General features: G+C 41.7%; 21 protein-coding genes. 1 reads left to right on the forward strand and 20 read right to left on the reverse strand.

The features are described from left to right. Window positions 1-23 precede the first annotated feature (23 nt). From KZX55_RS03425 to KZX55_RS03495, 15 genes are all read right to left on the reverse strand, one after another. The gene (locus tag KZX55_RS03425) at window positions 24-1,175 is read right to left on the reverse strand and encodes an MFS transporter (RefSeq protein WP_248024410.1); all 1,152 of its coding nucleotides are present in this window, start codon (window positions 1,173-1,175) and stop codon (window positions 24-26) included. A gap of 112 nt (window positions 1,176-1,287) precedes the next feature. Then, window positions 1,288-1,911, reverse strand: coding sequence for a Pr6Pr family membrane protein (locus KZX55_RS03430; protein WP_000856468.1), 624 nt, complete (start codon window positions 1,909-1,911; stop codon window positions 1,288-1,290). 2 nt (window positions 1,912-1,913) lie between these two features. Beyond that, complete coding sequence (locus KZX55_RS03435) at window positions 1,914-2,252, reverse strand: zinc ribbon domain-containing protein YjdM (RefSeq protein WP_001061600.1); 339 nt, start codon at window positions 2,250-2,252, stop codon at window positions 1,914-1,916. Between the two features lie 210 nt (window positions 2,253-2,462). Beyond that, window positions 2,463-2,981 (reverse strand): Dps family protein, encoded by a 519-nt coding sequence (locus tag KZX55_RS03440; protein WP_248024412.1) that lies wholly within the window; start codon window positions 2,979-2,981, stop codon window positions 2,463-2,465. Window positions 2,982-3,130: 149 nt separating this feature from the next. Further along, window positions 3,131-4,912, reverse strand: coding sequence for an ABC transporter ATP-binding protein (locus tag KZX55_RS03445; RefSeq protein WP_248024417.1), 1,782 nt, complete (start codon window positions 4,910-4,912; stop codon window positions 3,131-3,133). 8 nt (window positions 4,913-4,920) lie between these two features. Continuing rightward, on the reverse strand, window positions 4,921-6,657 hold the full coding sequence (locus KZX55_RS03450; protein ID WP_248024420.1) for an ABC transporter ATP-binding protein: 1,737 nt from the start codon (window positions 6,655-6,657) through the stop codon (window positions 4,921-4,923). 179 nt (window positions 6,658-6,836) lie between these two features. After that, complete coding sequence (gene tpiA, locus KZX55_RS03455; protein WP_248024424.1) at window positions 6,837-7,595, reverse strand: triose-phosphate isomerase; 759 nt, start codon at window positions 7,593-7,595, stop codon at window positions 6,837-6,839. A 96-nt stretch (window positions 7,596-7,691) separates the two neighbouring features. Next, a complete protein-coding gene (locus tag KZX55_RS03460) occupies window positions 7,692-8,369 on the reverse strand; it encodes a DnaD domain-containing protein (protein WP_045617509.1) in 678 nt (225 codons plus the stop codon). Window positions 8,370-8,377: 8 nt separating this feature from the next. Then, window positions 8,378-9,322: a homoserine O-acetyltransferase MetA gene (gene metA, locus KZX55_RS03465; RefSeq protein WP_248024428.1), complete on the reverse strand. Its 945-nt coding sequence runs from the start codon at window positions 9,320-9,322 to the stop codon at window positions 8,378-8,380. Window positions 9,323-9,508: 186 nt separating this feature from the next. Then, window positions 9,509-10,021: an adenine phosphoribosyltransferase gene (locus KZX55_RS03470; RefSeq protein ID WP_033583486.1), complete on the reverse strand. Its 513-nt coding sequence runs from the start codon at window positions 10,019-10,021 to the stop codon at window positions 9,509-9,511. 175 nt (window positions 10,022-10,196) lie between these two features. Then, complete coding sequence (gene rplA, locus KZX55_RS03475; RefSeq protein ID WP_001085676.1) at window positions 10,197-10,886, reverse strand: 50S ribosomal protein L1; 690 nt, start codon at window positions 10,884-10,886, stop codon at window positions 10,197-10,199. A gap of 207 nt (window positions 10,887-11,093) precedes the next feature. After that, a complete protein-coding gene (gene rplK / locus KZX55_RS03480; RefSeq protein ID WP_248024456.1) occupies window positions 11,094-11,519 on the reverse strand; it encodes a 50S ribosomal protein L11 in 426 nt (141 codons plus the stop codon). 122 nt (window positions 11,520-11,641) lie between these two features. Next, complete coding sequence (gene ldcB, locus KZX55_RS03485) at window positions 11,642-12,358, reverse strand: LD-carboxypeptidase LdcB/DacB (protein WP_167266131.1); 717 nt, start codon at window positions 12,356-12,358, stop codon at window positions 11,642-11,644. Window positions 12,359-12,373: 15 nt separating this feature from the next. Next, the gene (locus KZX55_RS03490; RefSeq protein WP_125841231.1) at window positions 12,374-12,835 is read right to left on the reverse strand and encodes an HIT family protein; all 462 of its coding nucleotides are present in this window, start codon (window positions 12,833-12,835) and stop codon (window positions 12,374-12,376) included. A 1-nt stretch (window position 12,836) separates the two neighbouring features. Then, entirely contained in the window at window positions 12,837-13,874 is a 1,038-nt protein-coding gene (locus KZX55_RS03495; protein WP_248024459.1) for a M42 family metallopeptidase, read from the reverse strand. 138 nt (window positions 13,875-14,012) lie between these two features. On the opposite strand from KZX55_RS03495, the gene KZX55_RS03500 reads away from it, so the two are divergent. Then, a complete protein-coding gene (locus tag KZX55_RS03500; RefSeq protein ID WP_109289733.1) occupies window positions 14,013-14,564 on the forward strand; it encodes a DUF1307 domain-containing protein in 552 nt (183 codons plus the stop codon). Window positions 14,565-14,613: 49 nt separating this feature from the next. On the opposite strand, the gene brnQ is transcribed toward KZX55_RS03500, so the two are convergent. The 5 genes from brnQ to KZX55_RS03525 form a co-directional block, all read right to left on the reverse strand. Next, window positions 14,614-15,939 (reverse strand): branched-chain amino acid transport system II carrier protein, encoded by a 1,326-nt coding sequence (gene brnQ, locus KZX55_RS03505; RefSeq protein ID WP_248024461.1) that lies wholly within the window; start codon window positions 15,937-15,939, stop codon window positions 14,614-14,616. Between the two features lie 185 nt (window positions 15,940-16,124). After that, complete coding sequence (locus KZX55_RS03510; RefSeq protein ID WP_248024463.1) at window positions 16,125-16,412, reverse strand: rhodanese-like domain-containing protein; 288 nt, start codon at window positions 16,410-16,412, stop codon at window positions 16,125-16,127. Window positions 16,413-16,617: 205 nt separating this feature from the next. Next, window positions 16,618-17,196 carry a uracil-DNA glycosylase family protein gene (locus KZX55_RS03515; protein ID WP_248024465.1) on the reverse strand — a complete coding sequence of 193 codons (579 nt, stop codon included), beginning with the start codon at window positions 17,194-17,196 and terminating at the stop codon, window positions 16,618-16,620. Window positions 17,197-17,249: 53 nt separating this feature from the next. Next, window positions 17,250-18,650, reverse strand: coding sequence for a dipeptidase PepV (pepV, locus tag KZX55_RS03520; RefSeq protein WP_248024481.1), 1,401 nt, complete (start codon window positions 18,648-18,650; stop codon window positions 17,250-17,252). A gap of 12 nt (window positions 18,651-18,662) precedes the next feature. After that, the gene (locus tag KZX55_RS03525; protein WP_000670152.1) at window positions 18,663-19,268 is read right to left on the reverse strand and encodes a nitroreductase family protein; all 606 of its coding nucleotides are present in this window, start codon (window positions 19,266-19,268) and stop codon (window positions 18,663-18,665) included. Between the last annotated feature and the right edge of the window lie 13 nt (window positions 19,269-19,281).

Here is a 19,281-nt window from a genome sequence, read left to right on the forward strand (position 1 = left end):
AAGAAAAACTTAGGAAACCAATCCTAAGCTCTCTTTTGAAGTGCGTACATAACAAAGATAGAAGTGACAATCAACCAACATCCTAAAATGGTGAAGACCAACATACCGTTTTGAGTCACCAAACCAATCGCTCCAAGAATGAAAGGTGTCGTGAAGGCTCCAAAGCTACATCCTAAAACCGCAAATGAAGTTGCTTGATTGAGGAGCTTGGCTGGGATTCTTTCAGAAAGAAGCTGAAAGACAGTGGTCAAGGCCACACTGTAAGAAAAACCTGCCACAACACTTCCAACTACCATCACACCCAATGACGGAGACAAGGCAATCACAATCTGCCCCAATCCAAAGGTGATACCTGACCAAAGGAGCAACCTTTCTTTAAACAGAGAGATAAAGAAAGAAAAACTCACACCTGCCAAGATACCAATCAACTGCATGATACTTAAAACCAAGCTCGATAACTGGGCGTCCCCTAGACCTCTTTCCACCATCAGACTAGGAATGCGTATGGTGATAGCTGTATTGGTGCAGACAACAACTGCTGCTTCGACAGCCAATAGAAAAATCAAGCCTTTCATCTGTCCTGTCAAACGAGTCGTTTCGGTCTCTTTTTTCTTTGTTTCTTTCTTCTCTTTCCCATAAGGGACAAAGAGCAGATAAAGGATCAATACTAAAAATCCCGCACTGTAGGCCAAGAAGGTCACTGTCCATCCCAAGGATAAGAGTTGACCGACCACTAGAGTCAAAATCGATGCCCCGACAACTTCTGCTGATCCGCGAAGACCCAACATCTGAATCCGTGTCTTTCCATGATAGCGTTCGCTGATGATAGAAATAGCCTTGGCATTGATCATCCCAACACCCAAGCCAAATAAAATCCGCATTGCAAAGACAAAGTTGTAATCCTGATACCAGAAAGGGGCTGTTCCCCCGATAGAGAGGATGAGAAGTCCTAGACTAATCTGAAGACGCTCAGAAAACAGACGCTCCAAAACCCCATTTAAAACCAGCATAATCATGATCCCAAAAGAAGGAAGACTGACCAGGAGCTCGATTTGTTCCTTAGGGTAGCCTTGATAGTAGTCAAACATGGCCGGCAGAGCACTTGAGATGGAAAAGGAGGTAATCAAAACGAGGGAGAGGGCCAAAATACTAGCCCGTTCTAAATATTGTTTCATGAATTTTCTTTCTGTATATTTCTCACTGTTGATCCTTTTAAAAGGAAGATGGCAAGAAAAGAAGGAGCCCGATTGAACTAGAGACTCCGTCCTAACTTTCCTAATAGGAAGACTATTTTCGCTTGATTTGCTTGATCAGATAGAAGATGAAGCCTGCAACCATATACGCTGCAAAAATGATCAAACACCATTTGATAACCACGTCCCAACCCTTGTTCACATTTAAAAAGAAATAAGGGAAGGGATTGTCCTTGGAATTCGGAATATTGAGTTTTAAGACCAGACCGTTAAACAAGGCAAAAATCATATAAACCAAGGGCAAGATGGTCCACAAGACTGGATCCCAGATCTTGTATTGACCCTGTTTATCAAAGAAGAGGGTGTCGGCTAAAAACCAGAGTGGAACGATATAGTGGCAAAGGAAATTTTCCACACGGTAAAAGTCTGTCGCGATCGGAGCAAGCATAAAATGGTAAATTACACAGGTAATCATGATACTCATGGTAACACCACCCTTGAGACGAAGCAAGGTCGGACTTTGCCAATTTTCACCTGAACGGCTCATCACACGGAGCAAATAGCCCGTGAAAATCGTTACCAAAAGATTGGACAATACTGTGTAGTAAAGGAGCATACCAAAACCACCATGCTTGGTGATCTCTAAATAAACTCCTGTAAATGCCGCTAAGAACAAGAGCACACGACTATAAAAGATAAATTTGTAGTTCGTTTTCATAGCTAGATTTTCTTAACAAACTCTGACTTCAATTTCATAGCTCCAAAACCATCAATCTTACAGTCGATGTTGTGGTCACCTTCTACGATACGGATATTTTTGACACGAGTTCCTTGTTTCAAATCCTTTGGCGCACCTTTTACTTTCAAGTCCTTGATAAGAGTTACAGTATCGCCGTCAGCCAATTTATTTCCATTGGCATCGATAGCGACAACGCCTTCTTCTACTTCTGCAACTTCTGCAGGATTCCACTCATAGGCACACTCTGGGCAGACCAAGAGACTTCCGTCTTCGTAGACATATTCTGAATTACATTTTGGGCAATTTGGTAAATTGTTCATAGGTTCTCCTTATAACATTTCACTATTCTTTGAAAATCAAAATTTCTCGAACAGCAACTATTATACCGTAAAATCCTACTTTTGACAATGTGTCCTAAGTCTAGCAGACAAAAAAGTCATGCAACTTTTCACAGTTACATGACTTTTAAAAGATGATTGATCATGAGCACTTATCAAGCGCCTCATGATAAAAGGGGTAGCAACTATATCTTACAAACCAGGAGCTTGTCCAAGTTCTGCTGCAAGCATCCAAACTGTTTTCTCAAGTTCAGCCTTAGCCCCAACAAAGATATCGTTTGTAACATCATCGCCTTCTTCGTCAGTTACATCCAAAGCTTTTTGGAAAAGAGCGATGAGGTAGCGATAAATCGCTAGAACACGTTCCAAGCTTTCTTCAACGTTACGGAATTCTCCTTCTTCTTCTTCGATTTCACTGTGTTGAAGGAATTCTGTCAAAGTTGAGTAAGGTTTGCCACCAAGGGTAATCAAACGTTCGCTGATTTCGTCAAGATAACCATCAAGGCTGTCCATGTATTCATCCATTTTTGGATGCCATACGAGGAAACCACGACCACGCATATACCAGTGAACTTGGTGAAGGGCAATGTGAGCCACATACAAGTCTGCTACTGCTTGGTTCAATACTTCCCTTGTTTTTGCCAATGCTACTGGCGCTGTTTTAGATAATGTTGTAACGTCTTTTACTGCTTCTTTTTTCAATTCAACCATATTTCTTACCTCTTTTCTTTTTTTATAACCACCTTATTAGTGGTTACAGTATAAGTATACTACTACCATAAAACAATAGCAAGAAAAGTGTACTATCTGAGAAAAGTTGTAATAGACTGATAATTTAAGAATAGTCTGGACAGTTTTGATTAGCCGACTTGCTCGGATTTACTTGAAAATTGGCTTTGATACAAATCATAATAAAAGCCTTTTTCTTGGAGCAAGCTTTCATGATTTCCCTGTTCAATAATCTGTCCATCCTTAAGAACGAGAATCTTATCTGCTTCTTGAATAGTAGAGAGACGGTGAGCGATGACAAAGCTGGTTCTTCCTTTCATCAAGCGTTTCATAGCTTTTTGAATCAAGAGTTCCAAACGGGTATCAACAGAGGAAGTCGCTTCATCCAGAATAAGAATTTTAGGATTAGCTAGGAGAGCACGCGCGATGGTCAAGAGTTGTTTTTGTCCGAGGGAAATATTACTTGACTCTTGGTTCATCTCCATGTTGTAACCACCAGGAAGAGTTCGGATAAAGTGGTCTACATTTGCTGCTTTGGCAGCTTCTATTATTTCCTCGTCACTGGCGTCAAGATTTCCAAAACGTAGGTTTTCTTTGATCGTACCTTCATAAAGCCAAGCATCCTGCAAGACCATTCCAAACTGACGGCGATAGTCTTGACGTGACAACTGGCGAATATCCTGCCCGTCAACTAAGATTGCGCCTGCTGTGACATCGTAAAAGCGCATAAGCAGATTGATTAAGGTCGTCTTACCAGCTCCAGTAGGACCAACAATCGCCACCATCTCTCCCGGTTGAACTTCCAGATTAAAGTCTCGAATCAATGGCTTGTTTTCAACATACTGGAAGTCAACCTGCTTAAAGGTCACCTGACCTGTTAAGGGTTTAAGGATTTCGAGTTCTTCTCCCTTGACTTCCTCTGTCTCATCTAAGATGTCGAAGATACGGTCTAACGAAGACTTAGCACTTTGCATTTGACCCGCAAGTTGTGTGATGTTTTGGATTGGCTGGCTGACCTGCCAAACGTACTGAACAAAGGCCTGCATATTCCCCACTGTCAAACGACCCGCAATCACTTGCAATCCACCAAGAACTGCAACGATCAGATAGGTCAAGTCTGATACAGCATGAAGAGCTGGCATCATGAGTCCAGAGATAAAGCTGGCTTTAAAACCAACACGTTGGAGGTCGTCTGTAATCTTAGAAAATTCTTTATGAGAAGTTTCCTCACGACCGTAGAGTTTCAAGACATTAAAACCTGTGAGATTTTCCTGCACATAGCCATTCATCCGTCCTAAAATAGCCGCCTGCTCTTTAAAATAAGGCTGAGAATGTTTCAGGATGCTTCTGGCACCGAAATAGGTCACTGGAATGGATAGAATCACCACTATAGCCAGTTGAAAGTTCAAGTATAAAACCATTCCCATGACGAGAACAATCGTCAGAACAGCATTGACAATTTGAAGAAAAGACTGTTGAAGAGCGTTGGATACCGTCTCAACATCACTGGTAAAGCGACCCAACAAATCACCAAATTGGTGTTTGTCAAAGAAAGATACTGGGATACGATTGATTTTCTCGGTCATTCCATTTCGCAGATCCTGAGTCATAGACTGGACCGCATTTGTCATGAAATAGTTGGAATAATAAGACCCAAGTTCATACAAGAGACCTCTAAAGAGGTAAATGATTAAAACAGTTCCGATGTAGCCAGTATTGATACGAGCGCCTGCAAGACCATTAGCCATATCTAAGAGATTCTTTGTCAACTCCGTAATGGCTAGCCCCAATACAAAAGGCTCCAAGACACTCATGACTACGCTTAAAACTTTTAGAAAGACTGCAAAAAAGACAGAAAAACGGTAGGTTTTCAAATAGCTCCACAAACGAGCCAAACTAGATTGTGTTTTCATATTTCCTCCTATTCTTCTGTTAGAGATGCATTTTTCAACTGCGACTCAGCAATCTCACGATAGATATCATTGGTTTCCATTAATTCCTCATGGCGACCGCGACCCACGATCTCTCCCTTATCCAGAACGATGATCTGGTCGGCATCCATGATGGTTCCGACACGTTGAGCAACAATTAAAACTGTAGCATTCTGTGTTACTTCCTTGAGACGACGGCGTAAAATGGCATCCGTACGATAATCCAAGGCTGAGAAGGAATCGTCAAAAATATAGATATCAGGATTCTTTATGACCGCTCTTGCAATTGAGAGACGTTGTTTCTGTCCCCCAGAAAGATTGCTTCCACCTTCAGCTAGATGGGTCGCAAAGCCTTCTTCTCGGCTTTCGATAAAATCTTTGGCTTGCGCCACATCCGCTGCCTGATGTAAATCTTTGTGACTAGCATCTTCCTTCCCATAGCGGATATTTTCAGCGATAGTTCCTGTAAAAAGCAAGGCCTTCTGCGGAATAAAACCAATCTTTTGACGGAGAGACTTGAGGCGGTAATCCCTCACATCGACACCATCAACCTTGATTTTTCCAAGTGTGACATCGTAAAAACGTGGAATCAATTGCACAAGAGAGGACTTGCCCGATCCGGTCGATCCGATAAAGGCAATGGTTTCACCCGGTTTAGCGCTGAAAGAAATATTATGCAAAACAGGGTTTTCCGTCTCACCAGGATAGGCAAAGGTGACATTTTCAAATTCCAAATAGCCGTGGGTTGCTGTCTCTCTGACGCCTCCTTCATTTGGATCAATAGAAATCGGCATATCCATGACTTCTTTCAACCGTTCACTCGAAACGGCTGTACGAGGATACATGGTGAAGAGATTGGATAGGAAAAGGAAGGACAAGAGAGCGTGGAAACTATATTCGATAAAGGCAACCAGATCCCCAATTTGCAAGTTTCCTTGTTTGATAGGGTCCAGAGCAAACCAGACAATAGCTACAATCATGGCAATGATAATCTGAACAAACAAGGGTTCCGTCAAACCGGTTAGTTTAAACAGACGATTGGAATTGGCTGCATAGACTGCATTTTGTCCTGCAAAGCGTTCCTCTTGAAATTTCTCACGAGCAAAGGCACGAATGACACGGAGCCCCATCAGATTTTCCCTGGCATATTGGTTTATCTTGTCTAAGGTAGCCTGCTGTTTCTCTGATAATGGTCGAGTCTTGACCGCTACATAAATGACCACCACAGCCAAGAAAGGTACTGCAAAGGCCACTATCCAGGCTAATGATGGACTGGTTAGAAAGATCATTAAGATACTAGACAGCATCATCATGGGAGTGATGACACCCAATTTTAAGGTCTGTTCTGCAAATTGCATGAGAACAAAGGCATCACTGGTAATACGAGTAACCAGTGAAGACACTCCAATCTTTTCATATTCATGATGAGAATACTCTTGTAATTTGGCATAGAGATCATCCCTCATATCCTTAACCATATTGGTCGTCAGCTTACTAGCAGCATAAGCCAAGACTATACGCCCCAAGGTTCCACATAGGATAATAACCAGCATAATTGCAGCCCAAACATACAATTGCTGTTCATTTCCTTTATTCACACCTTCATCAATCATCCGAGCCAGAACAGTTGGCAGTCCAAGATTGACAATAACAAAGAAAACCGCTCCAAAGAAATCCAAGAATAACCACTTGGGATATTTTTTCAAATAAGACCAAATATAGAGCATTACTCCCCCTTTCATAACTTTTTGATATAGAAAAGAGCGCGCATCTGCACGCCTTTCTTTCCCTAAGGAACTTTCCTAGTCTAGAAAAATCCCTCTTTCACAAGAATGCCCCAAGTAAAAACAAGACAGGCAGTCAAAGTCACCTAGTACTTTCGACTGTCTGTCTGGAATAACCTAGATTATTTTACAAAATCAAGCAATGCCAAGAAGCTTTCAGCTTCAAGTGATGCACCACCAACAAGGGCACCATCCACATCTGGGCAAGCCATGTATGAAGCAACGTTTTCAGGTTTAACAGAACCACCGTATTGAACACGAACTTTGTCCGCAACTTCTTGACCAAAGTCAGCTGCTACAACGTCACGAACAACTTTACACATTTTTTGTGCATCGTCTTGTGAAGCTGATTTACCAGTACCGATAGCCCAGATTGGCTCGTAAGCGATAACTGTTGAAGCAACTTGTTCAGCTGTCAAGCCAGCCAATGCAGCAGATACTTGAGCACCTACGAATTCAGCTGCTTTACCAGCTTCGTAAGTTTCAAGTGACTCACCACAACAAATGATTGGAAGCATACCGTTTGCAAAGATTGCTTTTGCTTTTTTGTTGATATCTTCGTCAGTTTCATGGAAGTAGTCACGACGTTCTGAGTGACCGATCACAACGTAGTCTGTACCGATTTCTTTCAAAACTTGTGGGCTAGTTTCACCAGTGAACGCACCTGCATTTTCAAAGTAGCAGTTTTGAGCAGCAACTTTAAGGTTTGAACCTTTAGCAGCAGCAAGAACAGTTGTCAAATCAACTGCAGGAGCTGCGATACCTGCTTCAACAAGGTCTGATGAAGGAAGTTTTGATGCAACGGCTTCAACGAATGCTTTTGCTTCTTCTGGATTTTTGTTCATTTTCCAGTTACCAGCGATAAATGGTTTACGTGACATTTCACATACCTCTTTTTTCATTTTATTCACTATTATTCTATCATATTTATAAGGAGCTTGCAAACCTTACTCTAATTTTCAAGATTTTTCAAGCGACTAATCTTGCCACAAATTCATGGCATCGAGGAAATCAGCCGAAGCCTGAACTTGTTTGGGATTGTTTGCTTCTCTCTCAGCTCGTTTAGCTTCCACTTGGGCCACAGAATGGATACCTTCATGACGCCAATTCCGAAGGATAGCCTGAATATATTTCCAGTTTGGTTTACCATTTAGAACGGCCTCTCGAAGAGCTTCCTTGATCAAATCCGCCTTGATTCCATCGTCTTTGACTGTCTTAGAAAGATCTTCGATTTCAAATGGTGTTAACAAGCGCCCCAATTCCTGCTGGAAAGTCTCAACCAGATCCTTCAATCGATTTTGCGGATTTGGGGCAGTTGCAGCTGAAGTTTGAGTATCTAACAAGCTATCCAAGCGTTCAAAAGCCAAACTAGCATCAAAAATAAGCTCAATTTCCCCATTTAGTTCAATGGTCCGATATTGCAGCAAACCATTTTCAGTCAAGTTTGAAATAGACTGGTTGACATCTGCTACCTCTTTACCAATAATTTCAGCAATCTGGCTAGGCGAAACATCTCCTAAGGCTGTGGTGTTTTGTAGATAGAAAAATTGCCAGACGAGAAAATCTTCGCTGGAAGGAAAGAGTTCCTTAAAATGCAAGAGCAGGGCACTTGGCAAAACCAAGTTCCCTGATTTAAAAGCGTCAAAATATGTCATAATTCCTCTTATAAATATCCAAATGAAGCCGCATCGTCCTCTACCTTTTTCCAGTCAAAGGGAGTTTCCTGATAGACAGCATAGTTAACCCAGTTACTGAAAAAGAGGGCAGCTGATGAAGACCAACAGAGACACGGTGTCTCATTCACATCATCATTTTTGAAGTAATTTTCCGGAATGTGAGGATTAAGTCCTGACTCACAATCACGAAAATACTCTTTTGCTAGAGTATCACGGTCATATTCTAAATGACCAAAACTATAAATCTCACGCAAATCTCGACTAGCCAGGATAGAAACCCCAACCTCAGGACCTTCTGACAGGATCTCCAGATTGGTCTTATTTAAGATTTCTTCTTTTAAAATCTCAGTATGACGAGAATGAGGAGCTACATAGCGATCATCAAAACCTCTAAAAAGAAGGTGCCCTTCTTTCAAGGTGTCCTGTGGATAAATTCCTGATAGTTTCCGATCCATCTGGTGCTTTTCAACGCCATAGCGAACATATAGACCTGCTTGTGCTCCCCAACAGATATGGAGGGTTGAAAAAACATGCGTCTTGGACCATTCGATAACCTGCTTGAATTCCTCCCAGTAATCTACCTCCTCAAAAGGCAAATGCTCTACTGGTGCTCCCGTAATAATCATTCCATCAAAAAAGTCATCCTTGACCTCTGGAAAGGTCTTATAGAAGGTTTCCATATGTTCGGCACGGGTTGTCTTTGAATGATGCGTCTCCATATATAAGAAATCAATATCTAATTGCAACGGTGTATTAGCCAAATGCCGCAAGAGTTGCGTTTCTGTCACCATCTTTTGAGGCATGAGATTTAAAATCAAAATCTTCAAGGGGCGAATATCCTGATGAGCAGCCCGTTGGTCGTCCATCACAAAGATATTTTCTGTCCTTAAAATCTCCACAGCTGGTAATTTTTTATCAAGTCGAATCGGCATAATACCCTCCTAACAGTTCTCTATTTCGGGAATGATCTTGTCTGTTTGAAAGCAAAAACCTCCAAATACTTCTTCCCTATATTATACTGTATGAAGATATAGTTTTCAATTATAGTTTTTCTCTAACTAGCTATAGTTAATTTATATAGCTGATGAAGAGAAAACAGCCCAAAGGACTGTTTTTTATTAATAATGCATAAGTACCTTGTAATCGTAATCTCCGATTTTTTCACGGCCCTTAAGATCATCCAGTTCAATCAAGAAAGCACAGCCTGCTACAATTCCACCAAGTCTTTCAATCATCTCAATTGTTGCCTTGACAGTTCCACCTGTTGCCAAGAGATCATCTACGATGAGAACGCGTTGGCCTGGCTTGATTGCATCAGCATGCATGGTCAAGGTATCGATACCGTACTCTTTCTCATAGTCAGCAGAAATCACTTCACGTGGCAATTTCCCTGGTTTACGAACAGGTGCAAAGCCAATTCCCAACTCGAAAGCAACTGGGCAGCCAACAATAAATCCACGAGCCTCTGGACCCACGATCATGTCGATTTTCTTATCAGTTGCATACTGAACAATTTCACGAACAGCGTAGCTATAAGCATTTCCATCTGCCATCAAAGGGCTGATATCACGGAAGGTAATACCTTCCTTAGGATAATTTTCAATCGTTGCGATATAATCTTTTAAATTCATCTTTTTCTTTCTTTCAAAGTTTTTTACTCTCTATTATACCATATTTTCTGTGAAAGAAGAAGAGGAAACGCACTATTGCTACAAAGCTGATCAATGAACTGATTTTTCTAAAAGGTAATACTCATCAAAAAAAACGAGCACTTTCGTACTCGTCTTCTCTTTTATAAACTACTGATTAAAGTGAGTTTACGTCAACTTTGATACCAACACCTTGAGTAGTTGTGATTGTCAAGTTTGTTACGTAAGTTCCTTTAGCTGTAGCTGGTTTTGATTTTTGGATTGTTTCGTTGAAAGCTTTGAAGTTTTCAACCAATTTTTCAGCTTCAAATGATACTTTACCGATGATTGCTTGAACGTTACCTGCACGGTCAGCACGGTAAGTGATTTTACCACCTTTAGACTCTTCAACTGCTTTAGCAACATCCATTGTTACAGTACCAGTTTTAGGGTTTGGCATCAAGTTACGTGGTCCAAGGACACGTCCAAGACGTCCAACAAGAGCCATCATGTCAGGTGTAGCGATAACTACGTCAAAGTCCAACCAACCGTCGTTGATTTTCGCAACAAGGTCATCTTCACCAACAAAGTCTGCACCAGCAGCTTTTGCTTCTTCAGCTTTTGCACCACGTGCGAAAACAAGAACGCGTGAAGTTTTACCAGTACCGTTTGGCAATACCATTGCTCCACGGATTTGTTGGTCAGCTTTTTTAACGTCGATGTTCAAGTTGTATGCAACTTCTACAGTTGCGTCAAATTTTGCAAAGTTAGTTTCTTTTGCAAGTGCTACAGCTTCTTCTACACTGTATGCTTTTGTGCTGTCAATTTTCTCAAGTGCAGCACGAAGTTGTTTGCTTTTTTTAGCCATTTTCTATTCTCCTTGTAAGTGGTTCAATCGATTTTCATCTCCCACGTCACTTCTCGAAATGATGAAGTCTTGCGGGTTTTCAGCCTATTATTTTCCTTTTCCTACTTCGTTCAGTTCCTTTACTGTACCTAAGTACAAGCCTCAGTCACTTGCCTAGTATGAAAAGCAACTAATAGACTGCTGTGAGATTTTCTACTGTGTTATTGATTAGTCAACAACAGTGAATCCCATAGAACGAGCAGTACCTTCGATCATACGCATTGCAGACTCAATGTTTGCTGCGTTCAAATCTGGCATCTTAGTTTCTGCAATTTCTTGTACTTGTGCACGAGTAACTGTAGCAACTTTAGTTTTGTTAGGTGTACCTGATCCTTTTTCAACACCTGCAGCTTTTTTCAAAAGAATAGCAGCTGGTGGTGTTTTTGTAACGAAAGTAAATGATTTGTCTTCGTATACTGAGATAACAACTGGAATGATCATACCAGCTTGGTCAGCTGTACGAGCGTTGAACTCTTTTGTGAATCCCATGATGTTGATACCAGCTTGACCAAGAGCAGGTCCAACCGGTGGAGCTGGTGTAGCTTTACCAGCAGGGATTTGCAATTTTACAAGTTTTTCGACTTTTTTAGCCATTTTTAAATCCTCCTTTGTGGTTTTGGCGGTAATTAGAGATTTTTACCTCCCACAAGTATGCTTTACACATACCTTTCCATTATACACTATTTATCTAAAAATGCAAGAGAAAAATTACTTTTTTAATCGACGTAATCTCCGCCTTCAAAGCCGTAGTACTCTTCCAAACTGAGACCACTTGCAGCAATTTCTTTGGCTTCTTTTCCGACGTAGCGAAGATGCCATTCTTCTGCCATGTAGCCAGTCTCTTTCTCCTTGCCTTTGAGATAGCGAACGACAAAACCATAGTCAGCTGCATGATCTAAGAGCCACTGGGCTGCTTTTTCTTCTGTTACCAATTCTCCATTAGTCCCAATCAAATCAAAAGCAAGACCTGTTTGGTGTTCACTGTATCCAGGGCGAGCTGAGTAGCGATCTGCTGCTTCCTTACCGTCTTGATTCACATAGTCTTGATAAAGTTTGGTTTGAGTTTCATAACTTCTAAAACCACTGTAATGATCGCTGATTGGGAATCCCGCCTCTTGCATAGCTTTGATGAGTTTGACCAACTCTGCCTTGGCTGTTGGATTTTCTCCTGGATTATAGTCTTTTGACAAAGGATAGTGCTTATTAGCTACGACGATTTCATCGTATTTCCCTTGTATACTATAGTGGTCTCCCTTATTGACAACTTCTGCCTTCTTCTGACTAGAAGCTTGAGATTTGCTTCCTACAGTTCCTTCAGATTGGCTAGTTTGTTCCGTTTTTTGAGTATTTTCTTCATTTTTAGGTTGTTCTTGAGAACATGCTGCTAGGGTTACTGCTAGCAAACCAGATAAAACGATATATCTTTTTTTCATTTTTTACTTCCTCTCTTAGACCACGTGCTTCTCTAATTCATCGGATAAGGCTTTAATCATTTGTTCCAACTCATGGGATTTCACTTGGCAATCTTCTGCCGCCATTTCTTCCCAGGGCACCCACCAGACTGGACCACGGCCATTAAGTCCATGACCCCTCATATCACCTGATCGTCTTGGAAAGAGGTGCCAGTGGGCGTGGGCATCTCCATTTCCTAACAGTTCGATGTTCATCTTTTCAGCTTTAAACGCTTTGGCAACAGCTTCTTGGACCAAACTCATTTCCTCTAGAAAACGAAGTTTTACAGAAGTCTCCATATGGTGGAGTTCTGTGACATGCTCTTTTGCCAGAAATAAGGTATAGCCCTTAAAGTATTGATGGTCCCCAATAACAACATAGCCTGTTTCTAGTTCTTTTACAAAGTAGGGATTCTTCCCTGCCTTGATCCATTCAATTCTTTGACAAATCAAGCACATATTAGTCTACCAATGCACTCTTGAGATAAGCATCGACCATACTCTCAGTCGCCACTACTGAATCAATGTGTGTTCGTTCGTAAGAGTGACTGGACTCAATACCCGCTCCAAGGAGGGCATGTTTGACCTCTGCTCCTGCTGACATAGCCGCTGAAGCATCCGAACCGTAAAATGGATAAATGTCGAGCTTAAATGGAATATCTTGCTCTTTCGCCAAAGCTACCAAGTGTTGACGGAAGTCATAGTGATAGGGACCTGAAGCGTCCTTGACACAGATAGACACTGTATATTCGTCTGTTTGCTGGTCATCGCCCATGGCTCCCATATCTACAGCTAGATATTCTACTACCTGAGCTGGAATATTGGAGTTGGCACCATGGCCCACCTCTTCGAAGACTGAAAAAGCAAAATGAGTTGTTACTGGTAATGCTATCCCCTCTTCCTTATAAACACGAAGAAGATTGAGCAAAATCGCTGCGCTGACTTTGTCATCCAAGTGACGTGACTTGATAAAACCAGTCTCTGTCACGACAGTTCGCGGGTCAAAACTGATAAAGTCGCCAACCTCGATGCCCAAGGCGCGGGTTTCTTTTTCATTGGTTACTTTTGCATCCAAACGCACTTCCATATTGTCCTGAGTGCGTTCAGCAGTTCCTGCATCTTTGTAGACATGGCATGATGTCTGGTGGATGAGAATGGTTCCAGATACCTTTTTACCTGTGCTAGCTACATGAACCGTACAGTTCTCCCCTTCAATCATGTTCCAAGGGAAACCACCGATACGATCCAATTTGAGACGACCATCCGGTTTGACAGCACGGACAATAGCACCCAGCGTATCCACATGGGCAGTTACATAGCGGTGTTGGTCATCATTTTGACCTTTAATAGTAACATTGACACCACCCTTGGCTGTGCGAACAGGCTGGTAACCAAGCTCTTCTAAAGTATGGACTAGGTAGTCTGAAATCTCACGAGTAAAGCCTGTTGGAGATGCAATAGCGGTTAGTTCTTTGATATAGTTTATAGTCTGATTCATTTCTTCACCTCTTTCCTACCATTATAACATTTTTCTAGTCAGACTCCTTCTCAAAAGGGGAAAAATTATGTTTAGTTGCTTTCACTATAGATCCATGTTATAATACAAATACTTTGATTATGAAAGGAAAGTAAAAATATGAAATCCTACTTTAAAGTATCACTAGCCCTTGTGGCTTCACTTGTCCTCCTACTCGGATGTTCCAAACAAGCATCAACACCTGCTAGCAGCAGTAGCAAAGAAGACACAACAACTCAGTCAAGCGAGACCAAACAAAGCAGTCAACAATCATCTGAAAAGAAAGATGAGACAGAAACTCACACATTTGTCCACAATAGCAAACCTGGGATTCATTCTACCTTGACTTATACTGTGAAGGGAGATGACGTTGTAAAACAAACTGTTCATAATGTACTTGACCCTGAAAAACTTAATAATACCGCGGAAGGTATTAAGGAAATTGTTGACGATACTTATAAAGGTTATGAAGGGGTCAAAGGGGTTACACAAAAAGTTGAAATTCAAGACGAAAAAGTTATCCAAAACATCGAGGTTGACATGACTGTCGCGAGTCTTGACGAATTGAAAAAAGCAATGCCGAACGAATATTCTGGTATTGGAAACCGTGTAAGCTTTGCTGCCTCGAAAAAAATGCTTAAAGAAGCTGGTTATACTGAACAAACCAACTAATGAGTCGTGCTCATACAAAAAATTCTTGGTCGATGACCAAGAATTTTTTTTATTCCATCTCAAAAACGTCACTCTCTTGTTTGTTTGGTAGAACCAATGAAAGCAAGATTCCGATAATAGCTGGCACTAGCCATGGAAGAGAGGCAGCTGCAAACGGAAGAACATTGACGAGATTTGCTAGAAACTCAATCTTAAAAGAACTTCCAAGGACGCTTGCAAGAGCAATCGCTGTAACAAGCCCAATAGTTAACTGCATGCCCGGTTTTGATAGGGCGATAAACTTATTAACAATCACGATCATCACAATGGCGATGGTGATTGGGTACAAGATTACCAGTACTGGCACTGAGTACTTAATGATTGCATCAAGACCAAGATTTGCAATAGCAAACCCAATCAAGGTAAAGGCAGTGGCATAGACCTTGTAGCTGATTTGTGGGAAACGTCCGTTAAAGAACTCTGCTGTCGACACAATCAATCCAACTGTCGTTGTGAAGCAGGTTACAGTTACCATAACAGCAAGGAAGAGTTGAGCTGTTGAACCAAAGATTTCCTGAGTTGCTTGTGACAAGATATAAACACCTGGTGTTCCACCCTTCATCGCTTCTGCTGGTACTGGGAAATGATTTCCAAGGAATCCTAAACCGATATAAAGAGCGCTAAAGGCAAGAGCTACAACGATACCAACCACCCAAATAGTTGAAATGTATTCTTTCTTACTGGAGAATCCAAGTTGTTTCAAGGTTTGAACTGCAATCACACTAAAGGCAACTGAGGCAAGGGCATCCAAGGTATTATACCCTTCTAGGAAACCTGTCCCAAAAGCAGAGGATTGATAGGCTTCTGAGGCCGCTTGAGGGCTTGTTCCACCATATTTGAAGGCACCTAGTACAACCAAGATAACGATCAACAAGGCAAAGACTGGCGTTAAAACACGTCCGATTCGATCCAAGATTTTTGATGGATTAAGCGAAATCAGATAGGCTGCTGCAAAATACAACACAGTAAAGATAATCAATCCTAGGCCTTTATTTGCTTCTGACAAGAGGGGGCTAATCCCAACTTCATAAGCTGTTGTGGCAGTACGTGGAATGGCAAAGAAGGGACCAATCGATAGATAGAGGACTGCAAGATAAAGCGTCGCAAACCAAGGTGAGATTTTCTTAGAAATCTCGTGAATGTATCCTTTCGGGTTTAGTGTTCCAATAATGAGAGTCAAAACGGCGATACCGACGCCTGAAAAGACAAAACCTGCAATGGCAGGAAGAAAATGTTCTCCAGATAGGGCACCTAGAGAAGGCGGAAAAATCAAGTTCCCCGCACCAAAAAATATTCCAAACAGGAGCAAACCTGTTAGGGCACCTTTTTTAGCCATAAAGAATCTCCTTCATATTTCTAAAATACTGACCTAGTATATCACGAATAAGAGTATGAAAAAAGCATCACGAAGTAAATATTGAATGTTTTCAATATTTTTAAAAATAAGAATTATCTAAAAACAAAATCCCTTACTCAGTTGGAGCCGAGCAAGGGAAAACTAGGATCTATCGCCATATAGGTTTAAAGATTTTCAAAGGCCGTCATTCCACCTTGGACATTGATAACGTCATAACCCTTTTCAGCTAGAAATTGACAAGCACGCGCTGACCTCATCCCAGATTTACAAATGACATAATACAAGAGGTCCTTATCCAATCGATCATAGATATCAGCTAATTGACCAAGTGGTAGGTTCTGAGCACCTTCTAAATGAAGCGCCTCGAACTCTGCTACTTCTCTCACGTCTAAGACTGAAAGGGACTCTTTCTGATAGAGCTGGTAAAATTCATCGAAGGCTATTTCTTTCATTCTTTTTCTCCTAATACTCTTCGAAAATCTCTTCAAACCACGTCAGCGTCGCCTTACCGTAGGTATGGTTACTGACTTCGTCAGTTCTATCCACAACCTCAAAACAGTGTTTTGAGCTGACTTCGTCAGTTTTATCTGCAACCTCAAAGCTGTACTTTGAGCAGCCTGCAGCTAGCTTCCTAGTTTGCTCTTTGATTTTCATTGACTATAAAATGATTTTAATTCTTTTTTTCAAATCTGGCACCACTTCTGACTCAAACCAAGGATTTTTAGCCATCCAGATTTGATTTCGTGGTGATGGGTGAACCAGAGGGAAAAATTCTGGTAGATAGTCTTTGTAGCGTTTTACCCGTTCTGTTACCTTGCCACTAATTTTCTCATGTAAATAATAGGCTTGGGCATATTGCCCAATCAAAAGTGTCAATTCAATATTTGGACATTCCTTGAGGAGTTGTGGGTGCCATTTTTCGGCAAAGCCTTTACGGGGGGGAAGGTCGCCTGATTTTCCATGTCCTGGGAAATAAAAGTCCATGGGAATAACTGCAAACAAGCCCGAATTGTAAAATGTATCTTCATCTACACCTAGCCACTCACGCAGACGATCACCACTCTTATCCTTCCAATAAATCCCAGCTTCTTGCGTTTTAAACCCCGGAGCTTGACCGACAATATTGATGCGAGCAGTTTTTGGCGCCGCAAAGAGAGGTTCGATTCCACGTTCTGTGTAGCTGGCATTCTGCGGATCCGCCATAATGGCTTGCTTGATTCTTTCGATTTGAGACATCTGTTTTCCCTCCAAAAAGAAGTCTAAGCATAAAATCTCAGACTTCTATCGTTTTATTTGATCAATTCATAGATAGCTTCTGCATAGATTGCTGCTGCTCGGAAGAGATCGTCCAAGGCGATAAATTCATTGGCTTGGTGCATAGTGTCAATTGAGTCTGGGAACATCGCACCGTAGGCAACCCCACGTTCTAGCAAACGACCAAAGGTACCACCACCGATGACTTGTTCGTGACCTTGGAGACCAGTTTGTTTTTCATAGACATTCAACAAGGTTTGCACAAGTGGATCTTCCATCGGTACATAGTGAGGTGTATGACCATGGGCAGAGAGGCTAACAGAAGCAACTGGCAAGTTTTCAAGGATTGACTTGATTTGCTCTGGGCTTGTTCCTTTTGGATAACGGAAGTTGAGGGCAATGGTATTGTCAGCACTTGCTTCGTCAAAGCGGAAGACACCCGCATTCATAGAAAGGGCACCCATTTTTTCATCCACATGAGCAACCTTGAGATTTTCACCCTCATGGTCATTCAAGAGAATCTTACCAGCAATGTCGAGGTAGTCTTTGGCTGGTCCAGCAAAGTCAAATTGGCTGAGGAAGAATGCTAGGTAAGTAGCCCCATTGACACCTGAAGCAGGCATAGCACCATGGGCAGATTTACCAATCACAGTCACCTTGTACTGACCGTTTTCTTCTTGGAGTTCTCCTCTAAGTTTGTGCTCTGCAACAAAGGCATCTAGTTTAGCTTGCAAGTCAGCTAAGACACCTGAAACGACTGCTGTTGCTGATTCAGGTACCATGTTTTCACGCAAACCACCTGTAAAGCTGTGAAGACGAGCAGCACCTGCATTTTCACCTGCAAAGTGAAGGTATTCTGTGATATTTCCTTTTTCACCATTGATGATAGGGAATTCAGCGTCTGGAGAGAAGCCAAAGTCTGGTTTTGCAAGTCCTACATGTTCAAAGTAGTAGTCCATATCTGCCCAGCCTGATTCTTCGTCTGTTCCGACAATAAAACGAACTTTCTTAGAAGTTGGAAGACCCAATTCTTTGATGATTTTCAAACCATAGTAACAAGCTGTTGTAGGTCCCTTGTCATCTGAAGCTCCGCGCGCATAAAGGCGACCATCTTTGATAGTTGGTGTATAAGGTTCCGTGTCCCAACCGCTACCAGCTGGCACCACGTCCATGTGAGCAAAGATTCCGAGAACTTCTTCTCCTTCACCAAACTCAAAATGTCCTGCGTAGTTATCAACATTTTTAGTTGGATAGCCATCGCGGTCTGCGATTTCAAGGAATTTCTCCAAAGCTTTTACTGGACCAGGTCCAAAGGGATGCTGCGCATCTGCCTTGCTATCATCACGTTCTGAGTTGATTTCCAAAAGGCTAAACAAGTCAGACAAGAGGTCTTCTTTGCGTTTTTCTACTTCTGCTGTAAAATCAATTGCTGTCATTTTTTCTTCCTTCTATCTTTTCTCTATGATTTCATCTACTGGCAAGCGGTAGCTTGGTTCTAATTTCTCGTCTGTGTAACCCACTGTAATCAAGAGTTCTGGGCGGAAACGGTCTTCGATGTCCAAAACTTCGTTGGCTTTTGATTTGTCAAATCCAAGGATAATGTTAGAACCGATTCCTTGGTCTGTAAGAGCCAGAACCAAGTTCATGGCAACCAAACCTGCATTGAGGGCTAGGTAGTCGCTAACTTGTTGTTCACTGTAACGCGCAAACTCGGCAGGCAAATTCTTCATGAAATATTGAAGTTGCTCTTCTGAGAAATTCTTTGCGCCACCAACACGGGCAATCTTGCGGGCACGTTTGGCAAGATCTGTATCTGTAAACAAGGCAATGGTCACTGGCGCTGATGATACCTGCTCAAAGTTCGAACCATAAGCTAATTTTGCCAATTCAGCATTTTTCTCACGAACAACCACAAACTTCCATGGCTGGCTATTGTGGGCACTTGGGGCCAAGGTTGCGATTTCGATAGCCGTACGCACATCTTTGGGATCTACCGGTTTATCAGTAAAATGCTTTGTCGCATGACGTTTTTTATTTAATTCAAGAAATTTCATAATCGATTTCCTT

Origin of the sequence: Streptococcus halitosis (assembly GCF_023147855.1) — a bacterium.
In the GTDB taxonomy this organism is placed as follows: domain Bacteria; phylum Bacillota; class Bacilli; order Lactobacillales; family Streptococcaceae; genus Streptococcus; species Streptococcus halitosis_B.

Coding starts and splice junctions, on each gene's coding strand:
- KZX55_RS03490 (WP_125841231.1), bottom strand. CDS start 12,835: ATGTGCTTGATTTGTCAAAGAATTGAATGGATCAAGGCAGGGAAGAAT.
- KZX55_RS03440 (WP_248024412.1), bottom strand. CDS start 2,981: ATGGTTGAATTGAAAAAAGAAGCAGTAAAAGACGTTACAACATTATCT.
- KZX55_RS03430 (WP_000856468.1), bottom strand. CDS start 1,911: ATGAAAACGAACTACAAATTTATCTTTTATAGTCGTGTGCTCTTGTTC.
- KZX55_RS03450 (WP_248024420.1), bottom strand. CDS start 6,657: ATGCTCTATATTTGGTCTTATTTGAAAAAATATCCCAAGTGGTTATTC.
- KZX55_RS03460 (WP_045617509.1), bottom strand. CDS start 8,369: ATGACATATTTTGACGCTTTTAAATCAGGGAACTTGGTTTTGCCAAGT.
- KZX55_RS03510 (WP_248024463.1), bottom strand. CDS start 16,412: ATGAAAGAAATAGCCTTCGATGAATTTTACCAGCTCTATCAGAAAGAG.
- rplK (WP_248024456.1), bottom strand. CDS start 11,519: ATGGCTAAAAAAGTCGAAAAACTTGTAAAATTGCAAATCCCTGCTGGT.
- pepV (WP_248024481.1), bottom strand. CDS start 18,650: ATGACAGCAATTGATTTTACAGCAGAAGTAGAAAAACGCAAAGAAGAC.
- tpiA (WP_248024424.1), bottom strand. CDS start 7,595: ATGTCACGTAAACCATTTATCGCTGGTAACTGGAAAATGAACAAAAAT.
- rplA (WP_001085676.1), bottom strand. CDS start 10,886: ATGGCTAAAAAAAGCAAACAACTTCGTGCTGCACTTGAGAAAATTGAC.
- KZX55_RS03470 (WP_033583486.1), bottom strand. CDS start 10,021: ATGAATTTAAAAGATTATATCGCAACGATTGAAAATTATCCTAAGGAA.
- KZX55_RS03500 (WP_109289733.1), top strand. CDS start 14,013: ATGAAATCCTACTTTAAAGTATCACTAGCCCTTGTGGCTTCACTTGTC.
- KZX55_RS03495 (WP_248024459.1), bottom strand. CDS start 13,874: ATGAATCAGACTATAAACTATATCAAAGAACTAACCGCTATTGCATCT.
- KZX55_RS03525 (WP_000670152.1), bottom strand. CDS start 19,268: ATGAAATTTCTTGAATTAAATAAAAAACGTCATGCGACAAAGCATTTT.
- KZX55_RS03425 (WP_248024410.1), bottom strand. CDS start 1,175: ATGAAACAATATTTAGAACGGGCTAGTATTTTGGCCCTCTCCCTCGTT.
- brnQ (WP_248024461.1), bottom strand. CDS start 15,939: ATGGCTAAAAAAGGTGCCCTAACAGGTTTGCTCCTGTTTGGAATATTT.
- KZX55_RS03435 (WP_001061600.1), bottom strand. CDS start 2,252: ATGAACAATTTACCAAATTGCCCAAAATGTAATTCAGAATATGTCTAC.
- KZX55_RS03445 (WP_248024417.1), bottom strand. CDS start 4,912: ATGAAAACACAATCTAGTTTGGCTCGTTTGTGGAGCTATTTGAAAACC.
- KZX55_RS03515 (WP_248024465.1), bottom strand. CDS start 17,196: ATGTCTCAAATCGAAAGAATCAAGCAAGCCATTATGGCGGATCCGCAG.
- ldcB (WP_167266131.1), bottom strand. CDS start 12,358: ATGAAAAAAAGATATATCGTTTTATCTGGTTTGCTAGCAGTAACCCTA.
- metA (WP_248024428.1), bottom strand. CDS start 9,322: ATGCCGATTCGACTTGATAAAAAATTACCAGCTGTGGAGATTTTAAGG.